The 16,873-nt window shown below is 66.4% G+C and carries 10 protein-coding genes and 1 pseudogene; 2 read left to right on the top strand and 9 right to left on the bottom strand.

Translation table 11 applies throughout. The features are described from left to right. The first annotated feature begins 18 nt into the window (after positions 1-18). Positions 19-1,110 (top strand): NYN domain-containing protein, encoded by a 1,092-nt coding sequence (locus GOAMR_RS12470; RefSeq protein ID WP_005188002.1) that lies wholly within the window; start codon positions 19-21, stop codon positions 1,108-1,110. A gap of 15 nt (positions 1,111-1,125) precedes the next feature. Here the strand turns inward: GOAMR_RS12470 and GOAMR_RS12475 are convergent, their stop codons facing one another. The 7 genes and pseudogenes from GOAMR_RS12475 to GOAMR_RS12500 all read right to left on the bottom strand — a co-directional run bounded on the left by GOAMR_RS12475 (position 1,126) and on the right by GOAMR_RS12500 (position 8,687). After that, complete coding sequence (locus tag GOAMR_RS12475) at positions 1,126-1,740, bottom strand: Uma2 family endonuclease (protein WP_050942704.1); 615 nt, start codon at positions 1,738-1,740, stop codon at positions 1,126-1,128. Between the two features lie 55 nt (positions 1,741-1,795). Further along, entirely contained in the window at positions 1,796-4,474 is a 2,679-nt protein-coding gene (locus tag GOAMR_RS12480) for a branched-chain amino acid ABC transporter permease/ATP-binding protein (RefSeq protein WP_005188008.1), read from the bottom strand. 23 nt (positions 4,475-4,497) lie between these two features. Further along, positions 4,498-5,577, bottom strand: a complete 1,080-nt coding sequence (locus GOAMR_RS12485; RefSeq protein WP_050942705.1) for an ABC transporter substrate-binding protein — start codon at positions 5,575-5,577, stop codon at positions 4,498-4,500. A 122-nt stretch (positions 5,578-5,699) separates the two neighbouring features. Then, positions 5,700-6,494, bottom strand: a complete 795-nt coding sequence (locus GOAMR_RS12490) for an SDR family NAD(P)-dependent oxidoreductase (protein WP_040515146.1) — start codon at positions 6,492-6,494, stop codon at positions 5,700-5,702. A 151-nt stretch (positions 6,495-6,645) separates the two neighbouring features. Continuing rightward, positions 6,646-7,506: pseudogene (locus GOAMR_RS25590) on the bottom strand (MmgE/PrpD family protein); the annotation flags it as partial. Then, positions 7,481-7,909 (bottom strand): carboxymuconolactone decarboxylase family protein, encoded by a 429-nt coding sequence (locus tag GOAMR_RS12495; protein WP_005188017.1) that lies wholly within the window; start codon positions 7,907-7,909, stop codon positions 7,481-7,483. The pseudogene GOAMR_RS25590 and the gene GOAMR_RS12495, both read right to left, overlap by 26 nt. Before the next feature lie 61 nt (positions 7,910-7,970). Beyond that, a complete protein-coding gene (locus GOAMR_RS12500) occupies positions 7,971-8,687 on the bottom strand; it encodes a cytochrome P450 (RefSeq protein WP_005188021.1) in 717 nt (238 codons plus the stop codon). A 51-nt stretch (positions 8,688-8,738) separates the two neighbouring features. Between GOAMR_RS12500 and GOAMR_RS12505 the strand changes: the two genes are divergently transcribed. Continuing rightward, on the top strand, positions 8,739-9,050 hold the full coding sequence (locus GOAMR_RS12505) for a hypothetical protein (protein ID WP_005188024.1): 312 nt from the start codon (positions 8,739-8,741) through the stop codon (positions 9,048-9,050). 106 nt (positions 9,051-9,156) lie between these two features. Here GOAMR_RS12505 and GOAMR_RS12510 read toward each other — a convergent pair whose 3' ends face one another. Further along, positions 9,157-13,113 (bottom strand): DNA-directed RNA polymerase subunit beta', encoded by a 3,957-nt coding sequence (locus GOAMR_RS12510; RefSeq protein WP_005188026.1) that lies wholly within the window; start codon positions 13,111-13,113, stop codon positions 9,157-9,159. Positions 13,114-13,150: 37 nt separating this feature from the next. Next, the gene (rpoB, locus tag GOAMR_RS12515; protein WP_005188028.1) at positions 13,151-16,645 is read right to left on the bottom strand and encodes a DNA-directed RNA polymerase subunit beta; all 3,495 of its coding nucleotides are present in this window, start codon (positions 16,643-16,645) and stop codon (positions 13,151-13,153) included. Positions 16,646-16,873: the final 228 nt, after the last annotated feature.

Consider the following 16,873-nt stretch of genomic DNA (forward strand, 5'->3'; position numbering starts at 1 on the left):
CGGTGACATAATCCGCGCATGCGCTCCACGAACTGTGTCTACGTCGACGCCGGCTACCTCCTCGCCTCCGCGGCCACCCGGGCGACCGGCACATCGTTGCGCAGCGGCATCAACGTCGACGACGCCGCGCTGATCTCCACCCTCGTCAACACCGCGTCGCGGCTGTCCGGGCTGCCCACGCTGCGCGTGCACTGGTACGACTCGGCGCACAACGGTGTCCCCGACCCGCGGCAGGAACGCATCGGTGAACTGCCGAAGGTGAAACTGCGGCTCGGCCGGTTCGGGGTGGGCGGCGAACAGAAGGGTGTGGATCTGCGGATCGGGCTCGACCTGGTCACCCACGCCCGCAACAACGCCTCCGACGTGTTCTTCCTCGTCTCCGGCGACGACGACCTCACCGAGGCCGTCGAGGAGGCGCAGGTGCACGGTGTGCAGGTAGTGGTGCTGGCCGTCCCCAACGCAGCGGGCAAACCGCACGGCATCAGCAGGCACCTGCTGCGGGCCGTCGACGACATGCAGGTCATCGACGGTGCGGCCGTCGACGCGGCGGTGATCAAGATCGACCGCAAGGTGCCCGAGACCGCGGCCCCGGCACCCACCGAACCCGCCCGCCCCGGACCGAAACCCGGCCCGCATCCAGCACACCTGGCGGCCCCGCATCCGGCGGCGCCACACCCCGCCCAGCATCCGGCCTCACAACATCCGGTGGCCCCCAAACCCGCCGTGGAACCCCGCAAGGCCTCACCGGCGACCGTCGCCGCCTCCACTCAGATCCCGGTGGTGAAACCCCGGCAGACCAGTACCCTCGCCTACAGCTCGAAGAGCGGCGAGATCGGTCACGTAATGCCCGGCTACGACGCACCCGACATCGACAACGACGGAGCCGCGATCGAGGCCGTCGCCGAACGCGTCCTGTCCTCATTCCTCGACACCGCCTCGGCCGACGAGGTGCGCCGGCTCGCCGCGTCGCGGCCGTCGATCCCCCAGGACCTCGACCGGGCCATGCTCATGGACGCCTCCGACGCTCTCACGGTCGGCGACATCCCCGAGCCTGTCCGCTACCGCCTGCGTGAGGTGTTCTGGCAGAAGTTCAACGCACGCCGTCCGTGAGCGCGATCCGCTGCGTCAGGACCAGGTGACAGCGGGTAATTGCATGTCGACAGGGAACGGCTTGTCGACAATGAGCCGACCGCGGTGGACACCGGTCGGGGCGTACACGCCACCTTCAGGGAGCAGTTCGAAGGAGTAGACGACCATCGCGTCTTCCTCGTTCTCCACCCGCCAGTAACACTCGATACCCGCGTCGGCGTACTGAGCGGGACGGAATCGGCGGTCCTTGGTCTTGGTGCTGGGGGAAACAACCTCGACAGCCAGGCACACATCGGTGGGCGAAAAAGCGATATCGGAGGCAACCACCTCGCCGACGGATACCGCGACCAGATCGGGAATCGGCACACTCGATCCCAGGTCAACGCCCGCTTCACGGGCGATGATCGTCCCTTCCGGTGCGACAGATCGCAACGCGAACCACAGCAGGTTGATCGCCTGGTTATGCCAGTGCGTGGCGGGCGCCATCATCACGATGTCACCGTCCAGCAGTTCGAAACGCCCATCGATGACCCCCGCGAGTTTCGGCAGATCCGCCACGGTGAACCCTCCGGGCGGCACGACCGGCAGCCGCACCTGACGAGTCGGGAACGACTCGTCGTCAGCATCGTCGTAACGCTCGGCCGCGGTCATGACTTCAGGGTAGCCGGACGATGCCGCCCGTGAGCTGTCGCTCATAACCGGCGGGCTAGGCCGGGACAGGGGTACCGAGGTAGGCGCCGACGACGGCCGGGTTGTTGCGGATGTCGTCGGGGGTGCCGGTGGCGATGACCTTGCCGAGGTCCAGGACGATGATGCGGTCACAGATGGAGAGCACCAGGTCCATGTCGTGGTCGACGAGGAGCATCGTGACACCGCTGTCGCGGGCGGCGCGCAACCGCTCACCGAGCCAACGGCTTTCCGACGAGTCGAGGCCGGCTGCCGGTTCGTCGAGCAGCGCCAGGCGTGGGGCGCCGGCCAGAATGCGCGCCACCGACACCAGTTGCCGTTGGCCCTGCGACAGGTCCGACGCGGGCACCTGCGCCAGGTCGGCTATGCCGAGCCGGGCCAGTACGCCGGTGTCGCTGCCACCGACCATCACGTTCTCGGCCACGGTGAGCTCGTCATACAGTTCGATGTCCTGGAACGTGCGGCCCAGACCGGCCCGGGCTCGGCGGTGTGGCGGCAGGCCACCGATCCCGATTCCGTCGAGCCGGATGTCGCCGGTGGCCGGGGTGAAGCCGCTGATCGCGTCCATCAGCGTGGTCTTGCCCGCACCGTTGGGACCGATCAGTCCGACGATCTCGCCCTCGCGCACATCGAAACCGGCATCATCGACGGCGGTGACGGCACCGTAGCGCACCCCCACTCGGTCGACCTCCAGGATCACCTCTCCGATGGCCCGCCCACCCCGGACGGGGGCGAAGGCCTGCACCGGTTCGTCACCGGAGATATCGGCCGGAGACCTTGGCGCGGAATGACGTTCGTGGATGTACCGGGCGAGGCCGTCGGGATTGGCCATCACGGTCACCACCAGCAGGACCCCGGACACGAGCAGATACCACTCGCCGAAGTGCAGATACCTGTCCATCAGGTAGAACAGCAGCCCGCCCGAGGCCATGAGTCCGGCGAGCAGACCACTGGAGATCGAGGTGACGCCGGCGATGTAGCAGATCGCGAACAGCCCGACACCCGCGAACACACCGTACGACGATTCGCTGGCCATATGCTGCTGGTAGCCGATGAGCGAACCGCCGAGCCCGGCGATGAACGCCGAGATCCCGAACGCCGTCAGCTTCACCACTCCCACATTGATTCCCGACGCCGCCGCCGAACGTTCGTTGGCACGCACCGCCAGCATCGATGTCCCAAGTCTCGAATTAGGCAGCCAGGCCACCCCGAGGAGGACGATCGTCAGGAACACCAGAGACACGATCCCGAAACCGAATCGTGGATAGTGTTCACCCGCACCGATTCCCAGGTCGATTCCGAAGATGGACGGTTCGGCTACAGGCGACCCGTTCAGCCCGCCGTTGAACGACGGATTGCGGAACCAGAACGCCTCCAGGAACACCGCCAGCGCCAGCGTCACCGCCATCAGCGGCAGCCCGCGCACCCGCAACGCGGGCAACCCGACGACCACACCCACCGCGAGCGCGGCCAGCGCCGCCAGGACGGGGGCGAACGGGAACGGGACACCGAGGTCGGTGGTGATCCGGCTCAGGCTGAACGCACCCACCCCGGCCAGGGTCAGCTGCGCCAGCGAGGCCTGTCCGGCATAGCCGCTGATGACCACCTGCGACAGTGCGACGATGGCCAGGATGATCGAGGTGACCACCGCATTGCCCAACTGCCCCGAGGTCACCGCCAGGGCGAGCGCGACCACCGGCACACCGATGGCCACCGGCCGCCACACGTTCCGGGGTCGCGGGCAGCGCCCGAGATCACCGCGGGTCACCGCGCCGCGACCGGGCAGCGGCTGCCCACGCAGCAACAGGAATCCGATGATCAGGACCAGCGGAATCGCCTCGGCCACACCGACGTCGGGAAACCACGAGATGCTTGTCTGCAGGTTGGTCGCCTCCGACTGCAGCATCCCGATCGCGATACCCGCACCGACGGTGACCCCGATCGAGGAAAAATTGCCGACGAGGGCAGCGGCGAGGGCAGGCACGATGAACATCGTGTACCCCACCGGGCTGAGTGCGACGATCGGCGCGATCACGATGCCGCCGACTGCCGCCGTCGCCGACGACAGCGCCCAGTTGCTGATCGCGATCTTCTCCGGCGACAACCCGCTGAGCAGCGCCCCCTTCTCCGATTCCGCCGCAGCCCGCGTCGCCAACCCGAAACGGGTGTAGCGCAGCACAAGTCCGGAGGCCAATGCCATCAGCACGACGACCCCGGCCAGCCACAGCCGGTCGACCGGTACCGCACCGTCCCCCACCCCGACGGTGTCCTTGGGGAAGATCGCCGCGACCGCCGGGGTGTCGGCACCCACCCGCAGGGCGATGAGCGCCTGCACCACCAGCATCAGACCGATCGACACGACCGCCTTGGCGAGCACCTGCGCGGACCGCATCCAGCGGAACACCAGCAGGTAGAGCAGCACGCCGAGCACCGCCGAGATCGACACGGCTATCACCGTTGCCGCGGCGACCCCGAGTTCCTGTCCGAGGTCGATGCGCGCGGGCAGACCCGGAATGGGGTTGAGCAACTCTCCTTTTCGCAGGAACGCATACGTGTACGCGGCGTACAGCGCGATCGCGCCGGTGGCGAAGTTGACCACCCCGGAACTCTTGTAGGTCATCACAAGGGCGAGGCCGAGTGCGGCGAACACCGCCCCGTTGCCCAATCCCAGTGCGAGAAAAACCAGATGGTCGGCCATCGAATCGCCTGTCGCGGTGTCGATCAGGCGCCGACCACGCGGTCGCCACTCCAGCGTCCGTCGGCGTCGACATCGCTGACCACCGTCTTCAGTGAGCACAGCGCCGACAGCAGCGGGAATGCCTTGCCGTCACAGGTGAAGGTGAGTCCACCCGCCGACGGAAGCGGCACGTCCTTGGTCGCCGTCATCGCCTGCTTGACACCGGCCGGGGTGAAATCGGTGACGGCCGACTTGTTCAGCGCCTCCGCGAAACCCATCACCGCCTGGTATCCGCCGTAGCCGATACCGGCCGGATCGACATCGGGTGCGTACGCACCGAGGATCTGCCGGTACAGGGCCGATTCGGGCTCATCGGAATACGCGGTGTTCGATCCGAACAGCTTGGCTCCCTTGACCGCATCCCCGCCGACCGCTTCGAGCACCGTCTTGTCCAGGCACGGACCGAGAACGTACGGGGTGGTGTCGGCCGATGCCGCGGGCAGTGTCTTCAGCAGAGCCGTGCACAGCCGTCCGTCACCCAGTACGCCGACCGCGCCGGGCTTACCCTTGAGCGCTGCGGTGATCTGTGGGGTCGGGTCGGGGGTGTCGAGGGGAATTCCGATGAACTCGGCCTCGACACCGGCCTTCGTGAAGAACCGGCCACCGATCTGTTTGAGCAGACTCGCCGAATCCGGTCCGGTGCCGGCGATCACGGCGATCTTCTTGATGCCATCCCCGGCCGCCGTCTGCGCCATGCCGTTGAGAATGGCGACGGTACCGCCGGTGAGTGAGAATGCGCCGGTCGTGGCGCACGCGGTGGCCGTGGCCGGGGTTTCTTCCTGTTTGCACACCACCAACTCGATCTTGTGACCCTTGATGCCTCCGGCGTTGTCGTTCAGGTAGCGGGTCGCGGCTTCGGCCGACTGCCGGACACTGGTCAGCGCCGTCCCGATGGCGCCGCCCTCACTGGAGACGAAACCGATCTTGATGGGGGCACCGGTGGCCGGTTCGGCCGGAAACGATGCCGATGTGTTCGCAGCGGTGTCGTCACCGTCGTCGCCGCAGGCGGTCAGGCCACTCAGCGCGAGTACGCCGATCGACACCGCCAGCAGCGCCGAACGCACGTGCCTCACCTGAGAAGAAAATGAATACATAAGTCTTCCTTTGTCATTGGTGATCCCCGACCACCGGGCGACCCGACTGTCGGGCACCCGCTCCTGAACGAACCCGCCACGCTCGTGCCGGCCTACTGTGCCACGTAGCCCCCGTCGATCGGCAGCAGCACCCCGGTGATGTTCTTCGCCTCGTCCGAGGCCAGATACACCGCCGCCGCGGCGCAGTCCTCGGCGGTGATGATCCGGCCCAGCGGATGGATCGAGGCGACGATGTCGACGAAATCCTGTGCCACCGGCTCGAACTTCTTGTCGTCGGCCGCCGAGAAGTTGGTCAGCGGCATCGCGGCCGGACAGATCGCGTTGACCCGGATATCGTCCTTGGCGCATTCGACCGCCAGCCCCTTGGTGAGCTGGTTCACCGCGCCCTTGGTGGATCCGTAGAGCACGCTTCCGAAACCGACCATGCCCGCGACGGAACCGGTGTTCAGGATGACCCCACCGGCACCCTGCTGCTTGAACCGGCGGATCGCGTACTTGGAGCCGTAGAACACCCCGCTGACGTTGATGTCCCACAGCCTGCGCCATTCGGCCTCGGTGTAGTCCTCGGTGGTGGCGCCGGCCTTGAGTCCGGTGATCCCGGCGTTGTTGTGCATCACGTCGAGCGTGCCGAACTGGTCGACGGTCGCGTCGACGAGCCGCTCCAGATCTGCCTCGACGGTCACATCGCACCGCACCCCGATCACCGAATCATCAGCACCCGAACCACTTTGGCCACCCCCGGCCAGTTCGACCGTTTCCTCCAGCCAGTCCTGGCGGACATCCGCGCACACCACCTTGGCCCCCTCGGCGAGGAAACGCAGGGTGGTGGCCCGCCCGACACCCGACCCGGCGCCGGTGATGACCGCGACCTTGTCCTTGAGCCGCATCAGCTGTTCCGCTTTCCGACCCGGGTGTAGGTGAGAATGTCCATGAGTTCGAAGATGTCGCGCTGTACTTCTTGATGCAGGCGCGGTTGATCCGGTACGGCGCCTGCCCCAGATCGGCGTCGATCTTGGTGAGGTCGATCTCCCCGTTGGCCACCAGCGGGGCGTAGATGCCGTTCTTGATATCGAGGACGCCCAACTCGGCGGTGGCACCCAGGCGGGCCAGGAATGCCGACTGCACACCCATTTTCGCTGTGTGCCCGGACTCCAGGAAGTGAGTGTCGCAGCCGGCCTGGCCGAGGCCCGACGACCACGACCCCGCCATCGACAACGCGTGTTCGGTGCGCCCGGCGTCGAGCTTCAGCAGTTTGGCGGTGCCGACGGCCACCCCGAGCGGCCCGAACCACGACGGCGGACAGATGTGGGTGGACATCAGCGCCTCACCGGGGCCGGCCGAGCTGTAGCGCGAGGCCACCTCCCAGGTGACGATGGCCGCGGTGATCAGGTCCTTTCCGCTGGCCGTCTGCTTCTCGGCGACCGGGAACAGCGCCGGCAGCATCCAGTACGCGCTGGTGAAGTTCGGCATCTCGTTGTCCTCGAGCTCCGAGGAGTGGGCGAACGTGGCGTTGGCGTAGGCCGCGTTCTCCACGGTGCTGCGGTATCCGGCGCCCACCAGACCCACCTCGGGGCTGCCGCCCTGTTCGGCGAAGTAGGTGGTGAGGATGCGGGCGGCCGGTTCGCGGCTGCCGGCGATCATGCCCGCGATCGTCTTGAGCAGCAACGCCTTCGTGAATTCGACGGTCTCGGCGGGAAAGTCCTTGTAGTCGGCACCCACGGCCCATTCGCACACGCGTTGCGCGCGCCGCTTGGGCGGTTCGGGGGCGGGAGCCGGTGCGGCGGCTTCTTCGACGACGGCTTCCTCGACGACGGGCGGTTCAATGGTCTGTGTCATGGTTATGTCCTTGTCCGGAAAGAGTTTGCGCTGGTGGTCAGTTGGCTTCGGCGGCCGCGACATCGCGCTCGAACAGCTCTTTGAAGGTGGCGCCGGCGACCTTCAACGCCTGCATCGACTTCGGGACACCGATGTACGGAATGAAATTGAGGACGATCTCGAAGATCTCCTCGTGCGTCCAGCCGTTGGCCAGCGCCGCCTCGACGTGCATCTTGAACTCCTCGTGCGATCCCCGGGTCGCCAGGATCGACAGGCAGATCGCGCTGCGGGTCTTGTAGTCGAGGGTGTCGCGCGACCACACGTCGGCGTAGCAGGACTCCACGGCGATGCGCTGGAAGTCGTCGACCGCCTTGAATCCGGTCTCCTTCTGCTTCTCGCGCCAGGCAGGCCCGAAGATGCTGTCGAGCACCTGTGCGGCCTGGTCGTAGCGGGAGAGGGTGTCGGCGGCTTGCGCTGTGTCGGTCATCGTTGTTCTCCTCAAATCGGTTACGGGTGGCGCGGACCGGTGGCCGGCGCCGGGACAGCGGTCAGATGTGGTCCCAGAGGACCGGCAACGCGGTCGGTCCGCGTTCGTAGAGTCCGGTGATGCGCGGCGCTTCGGCGGCCGGGTCCAGGCGCAGCCCGGGCAGCCTGGTCACGAGTGCGCCAATCGCCTCCCGGATCTCGGCGCGGGCGACGTGCTGGCCGAGGCAGACATGCGATCCGGCACCGAAACCCATGTGCGGCAGTTGTTTGCGTTCCGGGTCGAAATCGTCGGGCCGTTCCCAGCGGTCCGGGTCACGGTTGGCCGAGGCGAAGCACAGGTGAACGACGGACCCTGCCGGGATGTCCACGCCGTGCAGGGACGTGTCCTGCGTGGCGAACCGCGAGAAGAAGGGGTCGGTGGGCATCCATCGCATCGTCTCCTCGATGAACGCTCCCAGGAAGTCCGGATCGTCTTTGACCCGGTCGAGCCACCGGGGATCACGCAGCAGCATCAGCATGATGATGCCGAGTTGCTTCCAGGTGGTGCCCGATCCGGCGGCCAGGAGCAGGAACGAGAAGATGAACACCTCGTCGTCGGTGAGGCGATGCGTCTGTCCGGTCTCGTCGTCGGCGAGCTCGGCCTGCACCAGCACGCTGATCAGGTCGTTGCGCGGTTCGGCCCGCCGCTGCGCGATGATCGGCTTCACCAGTCTGTCGACGGCGACGATCCCGGCGTGCTCGGCGAGGACCCCGCGCCGTATCTCCATCGCGTCGGCCACGCCGACCCCGAAACTCCGGCAGATCGTCAGCAGCGGGATCGCGGCCGCGTGATGTCCGACTTCGCGCTCACCCCCGACGACGCGCCCACCCGCAGAACGCGGGACGAATTGGCCGGCGAGCTGAGCCACAGCGAATACCTGGCCACCGACCTCGACCCCGACGCCGAGATGAGCCTGGTCCAGGTGTCGGCGCCGGTATTCAGCGACGACGGCGAGGCCGCGGCGACCATCATGATCCTGGGACCCGTACACCCGATCAGCGGCACCGAGGTCGACGCGCTCGGCCGCAAGGCCGTCGACGCAGCAGCGGCGGCCACCGTCGGGGCCCGCGAGATCCGGCTCGGGGGCGCCGTCGGCTACTGACGGCTCTCGCGGAGCCGGATTTGATGAGCGATTCAGCCGTAGAGACGACTGTGGCCCCCGCACTCGAAAGTGCGGGGGCCACAGGGGGTTTCAGGCTATCGGGTGACTAGCGGTAGTCGCCCGAGAAACCGTAGTCGTCGAGCGGGACCGCGGCACCGGACGGGGCACCGAAGGTGCCGTCCGGGCTGTAGTAGGTGTCGTCGTAGGACGGCACCGCGTACGCGGCGGCCCGCGCCTCCTCGGTCGGCTGCACCTGGATGTTGCGGTACCGGTTGATACCGGTGCCGGCCGGGATGAGCTTACCGATGATCACGTTCTCCTTGAGACCGATCAGCTTGTCGCTGCGGCTGTTGATGGCCGCATCGGTGAGCACGCGGGTGGTCTCCTGGAACGACGCCGCCGACAGCCACGAATCGGTGGCCAACGATGCCTTGGTGATACCCATCAGCACCGGACGGCCCGCGGCGGGCTCGCCGCCCTCGGTGACCTGCTTGCGGTTGGCGGCCTCGAACTCGGCGCGCTCGGTGAGCGAACCGGGCAGGAACTCCGTCGAACCCGAGTCGATGATCGTGACCCGGCGCAGCATCTGCCGCACGATGGTCTCGATGTGCTTGTCGTGGATCGACACACCCTGGCTCCGGTACACCTCCTGGACCTCGTTGACCAGGTGGATCTGCACCTGGCGCGGGCCCATCACGCGAAGCACCTCGTGCGGGTTGGCCGAGCCCTCCATGAGCTGCTGGCCCACCATCACGTGGTCACCGTCGGACAGCAGACGCTCGGAACCATCGTCGTGCTTGAACACACGCAGCCGCTGCCGCTTCGAGATCTTGTCGTAGACCACCTCTTCCGAACCGTCGTCCGGGGTGATGGTGATCTTGTAGAAGCGGTCGTCGTCCTCCAGGCGCACCCGGCCCGAGACCTCGGCGATCGGGGCGACACCCTTGGGGACACGCGCCTCGAACAGCTCCTGGACACGGGGCAGACCGCCGGTGATGTCGTCACCGACACCACCCTGGTGGAAGGTACGCATCGTCAGCTGGGTACCGGGCTCACCGATCGACTGGGCGGCGATGATGCCCACGGCCTCGCCGATGTCGACGAGCTTGCCGGTGGCCATCGAACGGCCGTAGCAGTGCGCGCACACACCGGTGCCGGTGCCACAGGTGAGCACCGAACGCACCTTGACCTCGGTGATGCCGGCGGCCAGCAGTGCCTCGATGGCCGGGTCGCCCAGGTCGTGACCACGCTCGACGACGACGTTGCCGTCGGCGTCGACCGCGTCGGCCGCCAGGGTGCGGGCGTACGCGGAGGTCTCCACGTGCGCGTCGCGGATGATCGAACCGTCGGGCTGCTTCTCGCCGAGCGCGACGAGGATGCCGCGTTCGGTGCCGCAGTCGGTCTCCCGGACGATGACGTCCTGCGACACGTCCACCAGACGACGGGTCAGGTAGCCCGAGTCGGCGGTACGCAGCGCGGTGTCGGCCAGACCCTTACGGGCACCGTGGGTGTTGATGAAGTACTCCAGCACCGTCAGGCCCTCGCGGAACGAGGACTTGATCGGACGCGGGATGAACTCACCCTTCGGGTTGGTCACCAGACCCTTCATGCCCGACAGGTTACGAACCTGCGTCAGGTTACCGGTGGCACCCGACTTCGGGATCATGATGATCGGGTTGTCCTCGGGGTAGTACTCCTCCATGGCCTTACCGACCTCTTCGGTGGCCTGCTTCCAGATCTCCACCAGCGCATCCCGACGCTCGTCCGGGGTCAGCGCACCACGCTGGAACTTGCGTTCGATCCCGTCGGCACGCTCCTCGTAACGTTCGAGGATCTGCGCCTTCTGCGGCGGCACCAGCACGTCGGCCATGGACACCGTGACACCCGAGCGAGTGGCCCAGTAGAAGCCCACGTCCTTGAGCTTGTCGACGGTCTGCGCGACGACGATCATCGGGTAACGCTCGGCGAGATCGTTGATGATCGCGGCCTGACGCTTCTTCGGCATCTGCTCGTCGACGAACGGGTACTCCACCGGCAGCAGCTCGTTGAACAGCACCCGGCCCAGCGTGGTGATGGTGGTCCACGGCTGTCCGTAACGCCAGCCCTCGGGGAACAGTTCATGCTCCACGTCGGCGGGCGGACGCTGACCGGTCAGCCGCACCTTGATGCGCGACTGCACGGTGAGCGCACCGCGGTCGACGGCCATCTGCGCCTCGGCCGGACTCGAGTAGACACCCTCCTCCGCGCTGTCATCGGTGGCCTCCTGGTACGAACCGACCGCGCCCTCCTTGAGGGTGGTCAGGTAGAACAGGCCGGTCACCATGTCCAGACGCGGCATGGCCAGCGGGCGGCCCGACGCCGGCGACAGGATGTTGTTCGACGACAGCATCAGGATGCGGGCCTCGGCCTGCGCCTCCGCCGACAGCGGCAGGTGCACGGCCATCTGGTCACCGTCGAAGTCGGCGTTGAACGCCTCACACACCAGCGGATGCAGCTGAATGGCCTTGCCCTCGACGAGCTGCGGCTCGAACGCCTGGATACCGAGACGGTGCAGGGTGGGCGCACGGTTCAGCAGCACCGGATGCTCGTTGATGACCTCTTCGAGAACGTCCCACACGGCGGGGCGCTGACGCTCCACCATGCGCTTGGCCGACTTGATGTTCTGGGCCTGGTTCAGGTCCACCAGACGCTTCATCACGAACGGCTTGAACAGCTCGAGCGCCATCAGCTTCGGCAGACCGCACTGGTGCAGCTTGAGCTGCGGGCCGACGACGATGACCGAACGGCCCGAGTAGTCGACGCGCTTACCGAGCAGGTTCTGGCGGAACCGGCCCTGCTTGCCCTTGAGCAGATCGCTCAGCGACTTCAGCGGGCGGTTGCCCGGACCGGTGACCGGTCGGCCGCGACGGCCGTTGTCGAACAGCGCGTCCACCGACTCCTGCAGCATCCGCTTCTCGTTGTTGACGATGATCTCGGGTGCACCCAGATCGATCAGTCGCTTGAGGCGGTTGTTGCGGTTGATGACCCGGCGGTACAGGTCGTTCAGGTCGGAGGTGGCGAACCGGCCACCGTCGAGCTGCACCATCGGGCGCAGCTCCGGCGGGATCACCGGCACCGCGTCCAGGACCATGCCCAGCGGCGAGTTGCCCGACTGCTGGAAGGCGGCAACCACCTTCAGGCGCTTGAGCGCGCGCAGCTTCTTCTGGCCCTTACCGCTGCGGATGGTCTCGCGCAGCGACTCGGCCTCGGCGTCGATGTCGAAGATCTCCAGGAGCTTCTTGATCGCCTCGGCACCCATCGCGCCGGTGAAGTACTCACCGAAACGCTCGTCGAGCTGCCGGTACAGCTTCTCGTCGATGATGAGTTCGCCGGGACTCAGCTTGGTGAACTTGTCCCAGATCTCCACCAGCTCATCGATCTGGCGCTGCACCGAATCACGCATGCGGCGCATCTCGCGCTCGGCGCCGTCCTTGACCTTGCGGCGCACGTCGGCCTTGGCACCCTCGGCCTCCAGCTCGGCCAGGTCCTGCTCCAGCTTCTGCTGGCGCTCGTTCAGATCGACATCGCGCTGATCGGCAAGGGCCTTCTTCTCGACCTCGATCTCGGCCTCACGGGTCGAGAGCTCCGCATGGCGCAGCTCGTCGTCGACAGAGGTGATCACGTAGGCGGCGAAGTAGATGATCTTTTCCAGATCCTTCGGCGCCAGGTCGAGCAGATAGCCCAGCCGGCTCGGCACACCCTTGAAGTACCAGATGTGGGTGACCGGTGCGGCCAGCTCGATGTGGCCCATCCGCTCACGGCGCACCTTGGCCTTGGTGACCTCGACACCGCAGCGCTCGCAGATGATGCCCTTGAACCGGACGCGCTTGTACTTACCGCAGTAGCACTCCCAGTCGCGGGTCGGTCCGAAGATCTTCTCGCAGAACAGGCCGTCCTTCTCGGGCTTGAGCGTGCGGTAGTTGATCGTTTCCGGCTTCTTGACCTCACCGTACGACCAGTTGTGGATGTCGTCGGCCGTGGCCAGGCCGATCTTCAGTTCGTCGAAAAAGTTGACGTCGAGCACTAGTTGCCTTTCAGTAGCTCAGTCAATGGGGTGAGGGTCAGTTGGCCAGGTCGTCGACGGTGGCCGACTCGTTGCGCGAGAGGTTGATGCCCAGGTTGGCCGCGGCGCGCTCGAGGTCCTCGTCGTCGGTGTCGGCCATCTCGATGGCCGCGCCGTCCGAGGACAGCACCTCCACGTTCAGGCACAACGACTGCAGCTCCTTGAGGAGCACCTTGAACGACTCGGGGATACCGGGCTCAGGGATGTTCTCGCCCTTGACGATGGCCTCATACACCTTCACGCGGCCGACCACGTCGTCGGACTTGATGGTGAGCAGCTCCTGCAGGGTGTAGGCGGCGCCGTAGGCCTGCATCGCCCAGCACTCCATCTCACCGAAGCGCTGGCCACCGAACTGGGCCTTACCGCCGAGCGGCTGCTGGGTGATCATCGAGTACGGACCGGTCGAACGCGCGTGGATCTTGTCGTCGACGAGGTGGTGCAGCTTGATGATGTACATGTAGCCGACCGACACCGGGTACGGGAACGGCTCGCCGGAGCGGCCGTCGAACAGCATCGCCTTGCCGTCGCCGTTGACCATGACCTCGCCGTCGCGGTTGGGCAGGGTGCTGCCGAGCAGACCCGTCAGCTCCTCCTCGCGCGCACCGTCGAACACCGGGGTGGCGGTGTTGGTGTCGGGTGCCGAGTAGTACATGTCCTCGGGCAGCTTCGACGCCCAGTCCGGAACCCCGTTCGCCACGTCGATGTTCCAGCCGGCCTTGGCGATCCAGCCCAGATGGGTCTCCAGGATCTGGCCGATGTTCATACGACGGGGCACACCGTGGGTGTTCAGGATGATGTCGACGGGAGTGCCGTCGGGCAGGAACGGCATGTCCTCCTGCGGAAGGATCTTGCCGATGACGCCCTTGTTGCCGTGCCGGCCGGCGAGCTTGTCGCCGTCCTGGATCTTGCGCTTCTGCGCCACGTACACGCGGACCAGCTCGTTGACGCCGGGCGCGAGATCGTCGTCGTCGTCGCGGCTGAACACGCGCACACCGATGACCTTGCCGGTCTCGCCGTGCGGCACCTTCAGCGAGGTGTCGCGCACCTCGCGGGCCTTCTCGCCGAAGATGGCGCGCAGCAGGCGCTCCTCCGGGGTCAGCTCGGTCTCACCCTTCGGGGTGACCTTGCCGACCAGGATGTCGCCGTCACGGACCTCGGCACCGATACGCACGATGCCGCGCTCGTCGAGATCGGCGAGCACCTCGTCAGAGACGTTCGGGATGTCCCGGGTGATCTCCTCGGCACCGAGCTTGGTGTCGCGGGCGTCGATCTCGTGCTCCTCGATGTGGATCGAGGTGAGCACGTCCTCCTCCACGAGCCGCTGGCTCAGGATGATCGCGTCCTCGTAGTTGTGACCCTCCCACGGCATGATCGCCACGAGCAGGTTCTTGCCGAGCGCCATCTCACCGTTCTGGGTGCACGGGCCGTCGGCGAGCACCTGACCGGCCTCCACGCGCTGCCCCTCGTCAACGATCGGGCGCTGGTTGGCGCACGTGCCGTGGTTGGAGCGGGCGAACTTGTTGAGACGGTAGGTCTTGCGGCTGCCGTCGTCACCCATGACCGTGATGTAGTCGGCCGAGACCTCCTCGATCACACCGGTCAGCTCGGAGACGATCACGTCGCCGGCGTCGACCGCGGCACGCAGTTCCATACCGGTGCCCACCAGCGGCGACTCGTTGCGCACCAGCGGCACGGCCTGACGCTGCATGTTGGCACCCATCAGGGCGCGGTTGGCGTCGTCGTGCTCGAGGAACGGGATCATCGCGGTGGCGACGGAGACCATCTGGCGCGGCGAGACGTCGAGGTACTGGACGGCGTCGGCACCGACGAACTCCACCTCGGAGCCCTTCTTACGCACCAGGATGCGCTCGTCGGTGATGCGGCCGTCGAGGTCGTAGGCGGTGTTGGCCTGGCCGATGAGGTAGCGGTCCTCCTCGTCGGCGGTCATGTACTCGATGGTGTCGGTGACATGACCGTTCTCGACCTTGCGGTACGGGGTCTCGATGAAGCCGAACGGGTTGACCCGCGCGTACACCGACAGCGAACCGATCAGGCCGATGTTCGGACCCTCAGGGGTCTCGATCGGGCACATCCGGCCGTAGTGCGAGGGGTGCACGTCGCGGACCTCGAGGCCGGCGCGCTCACGCGACAGACCGCCCGGACCCAGCGCCGACAGCCGGCGCTTGTGGGTCAGACCCGACAGCGGGTTGTTCTGGTCCATGAACTGCGAGAGCTGGCTGGTACCGAAGAACTCCTTGATCGCCGCCACCACGGGACGGATGTTGATCAGGGTCTGCGGGGTGATCGCCTCGACGTCCTGGGTGGTCATGCGCTCACGCACGACACGCTCCATACGCGAGAGGCCCACGCGGATCTGGTTCTGGATCAGCTCGCCGACGGTACGCAGACGACGGTTGCCGAAGTGGTCGATGTCGTCGACCTCGATGGGCACCTCGATGCCCTCGGGGCCGGTGACCGACGAGAAGGTGACCGTGTGCGGGTCGGCCTCGTGCAGACGCACCAGGTACTCGACGGTGGCCGCGATGTCCTCACGGGTGAGGGTGGACTCGCCGACCATCGGGTTGGCGGTCAGGCCCAGCTTCTTGTTGACCTTGTAGCGGCCCACGCTGGCCAGGTCGTAACGCTTCTCCTTGAAGAACAGGTTCTCCAGCAGCGACTCGGCCGACTCCTTGGTCGGCGGCTCGCCCGGGCGCAGCTTGCGGTAGACCTCGAGCAGCGCCTCGTCCTGGTTGGAGGTGGAGTCCTTCTCCAGGGTCGACATCATGATCTCGGAGAAACCGAAACGCTCGGTGATCTCCTCGGTGGTCCAGCCGAGCGCCTTGAGCAGCACGGTGACCGGCTGACGGCGCTTGCGGTCGATACGCACGCCGACGGTGTCACGCTTGTCGACGTCGAACTCCAGCCACGCGCCGCGGCCCGGGATCACCTTGACGGTGTGCAGGGTCTTCTCGGTGGCCTTGTCGATGGCGGCGTCGAAGTACACGCCGGGGCTACGCACCAGCTGGCTCACCACGACACGCTCGGTGCCGTTGATGATGAAGCTGCCCTTGTCGGTCATGATCGGGAAGTCGCCCATGAAGACGGTCTGCGACTTGATCTCGCCGGTGTTGTTGTTGATGAACTCGGCGGTGACGAACAGCGGCTTCGCGTAGGTCATGTCCTTGTCCTTGCACTCCTCCACCGAGGCCTTGGCCTCGTCGAAGTGCGGATCGGAGAACGACAGCGACATCGAACCCGAGAAGTCCTCGATCGGGGACAGCTCGTGCAGGATGCCCTCAAGCCCGCCCGTGGGGTTCTCGACGCCCCGGGCCAGCGCCTTGGCCCGCCACTCCGGCGAACCTTGGAGCCATTCGAAGGAGTCGAGCTGCAGATCGAGGAGGCCGGGGACCTCCAGCGGCTCGCTGATCTTTGCGAATGAAGCGCGATGCGGCGCTCCGGGGATGGTTGAGGTGGACTGGCGGTTGATTGCCAAGATGCGTCCTTCCAACACGAAGTGTGAACCTAGCTAGCGGTGCTCGCCCTTGATGGGCCGTTCGCTGGAGACACACCTGTGTTGGCATCAACCACGGGTTCATATGACGCACGACGCGTCATATGTGGCCTGGGGAAGAATCAAAGATGGACAGGAGGCAGCCAGCGCAACGTCCAACTGTATCAGAAAATAGGCGCGGTTTGTCAACTCACGCCTGGAACGATCTCA

It is taken from the genome of Gordonia amarae NBRC 15530, assembly GCF_000241345.1.
Taxonomy (GTDB): domain Bacteria; phylum Actinomycetota; class Actinomycetes; order Mycobacteriales; family Mycobacteriaceae; genus Gordonia; species Gordonia amarae.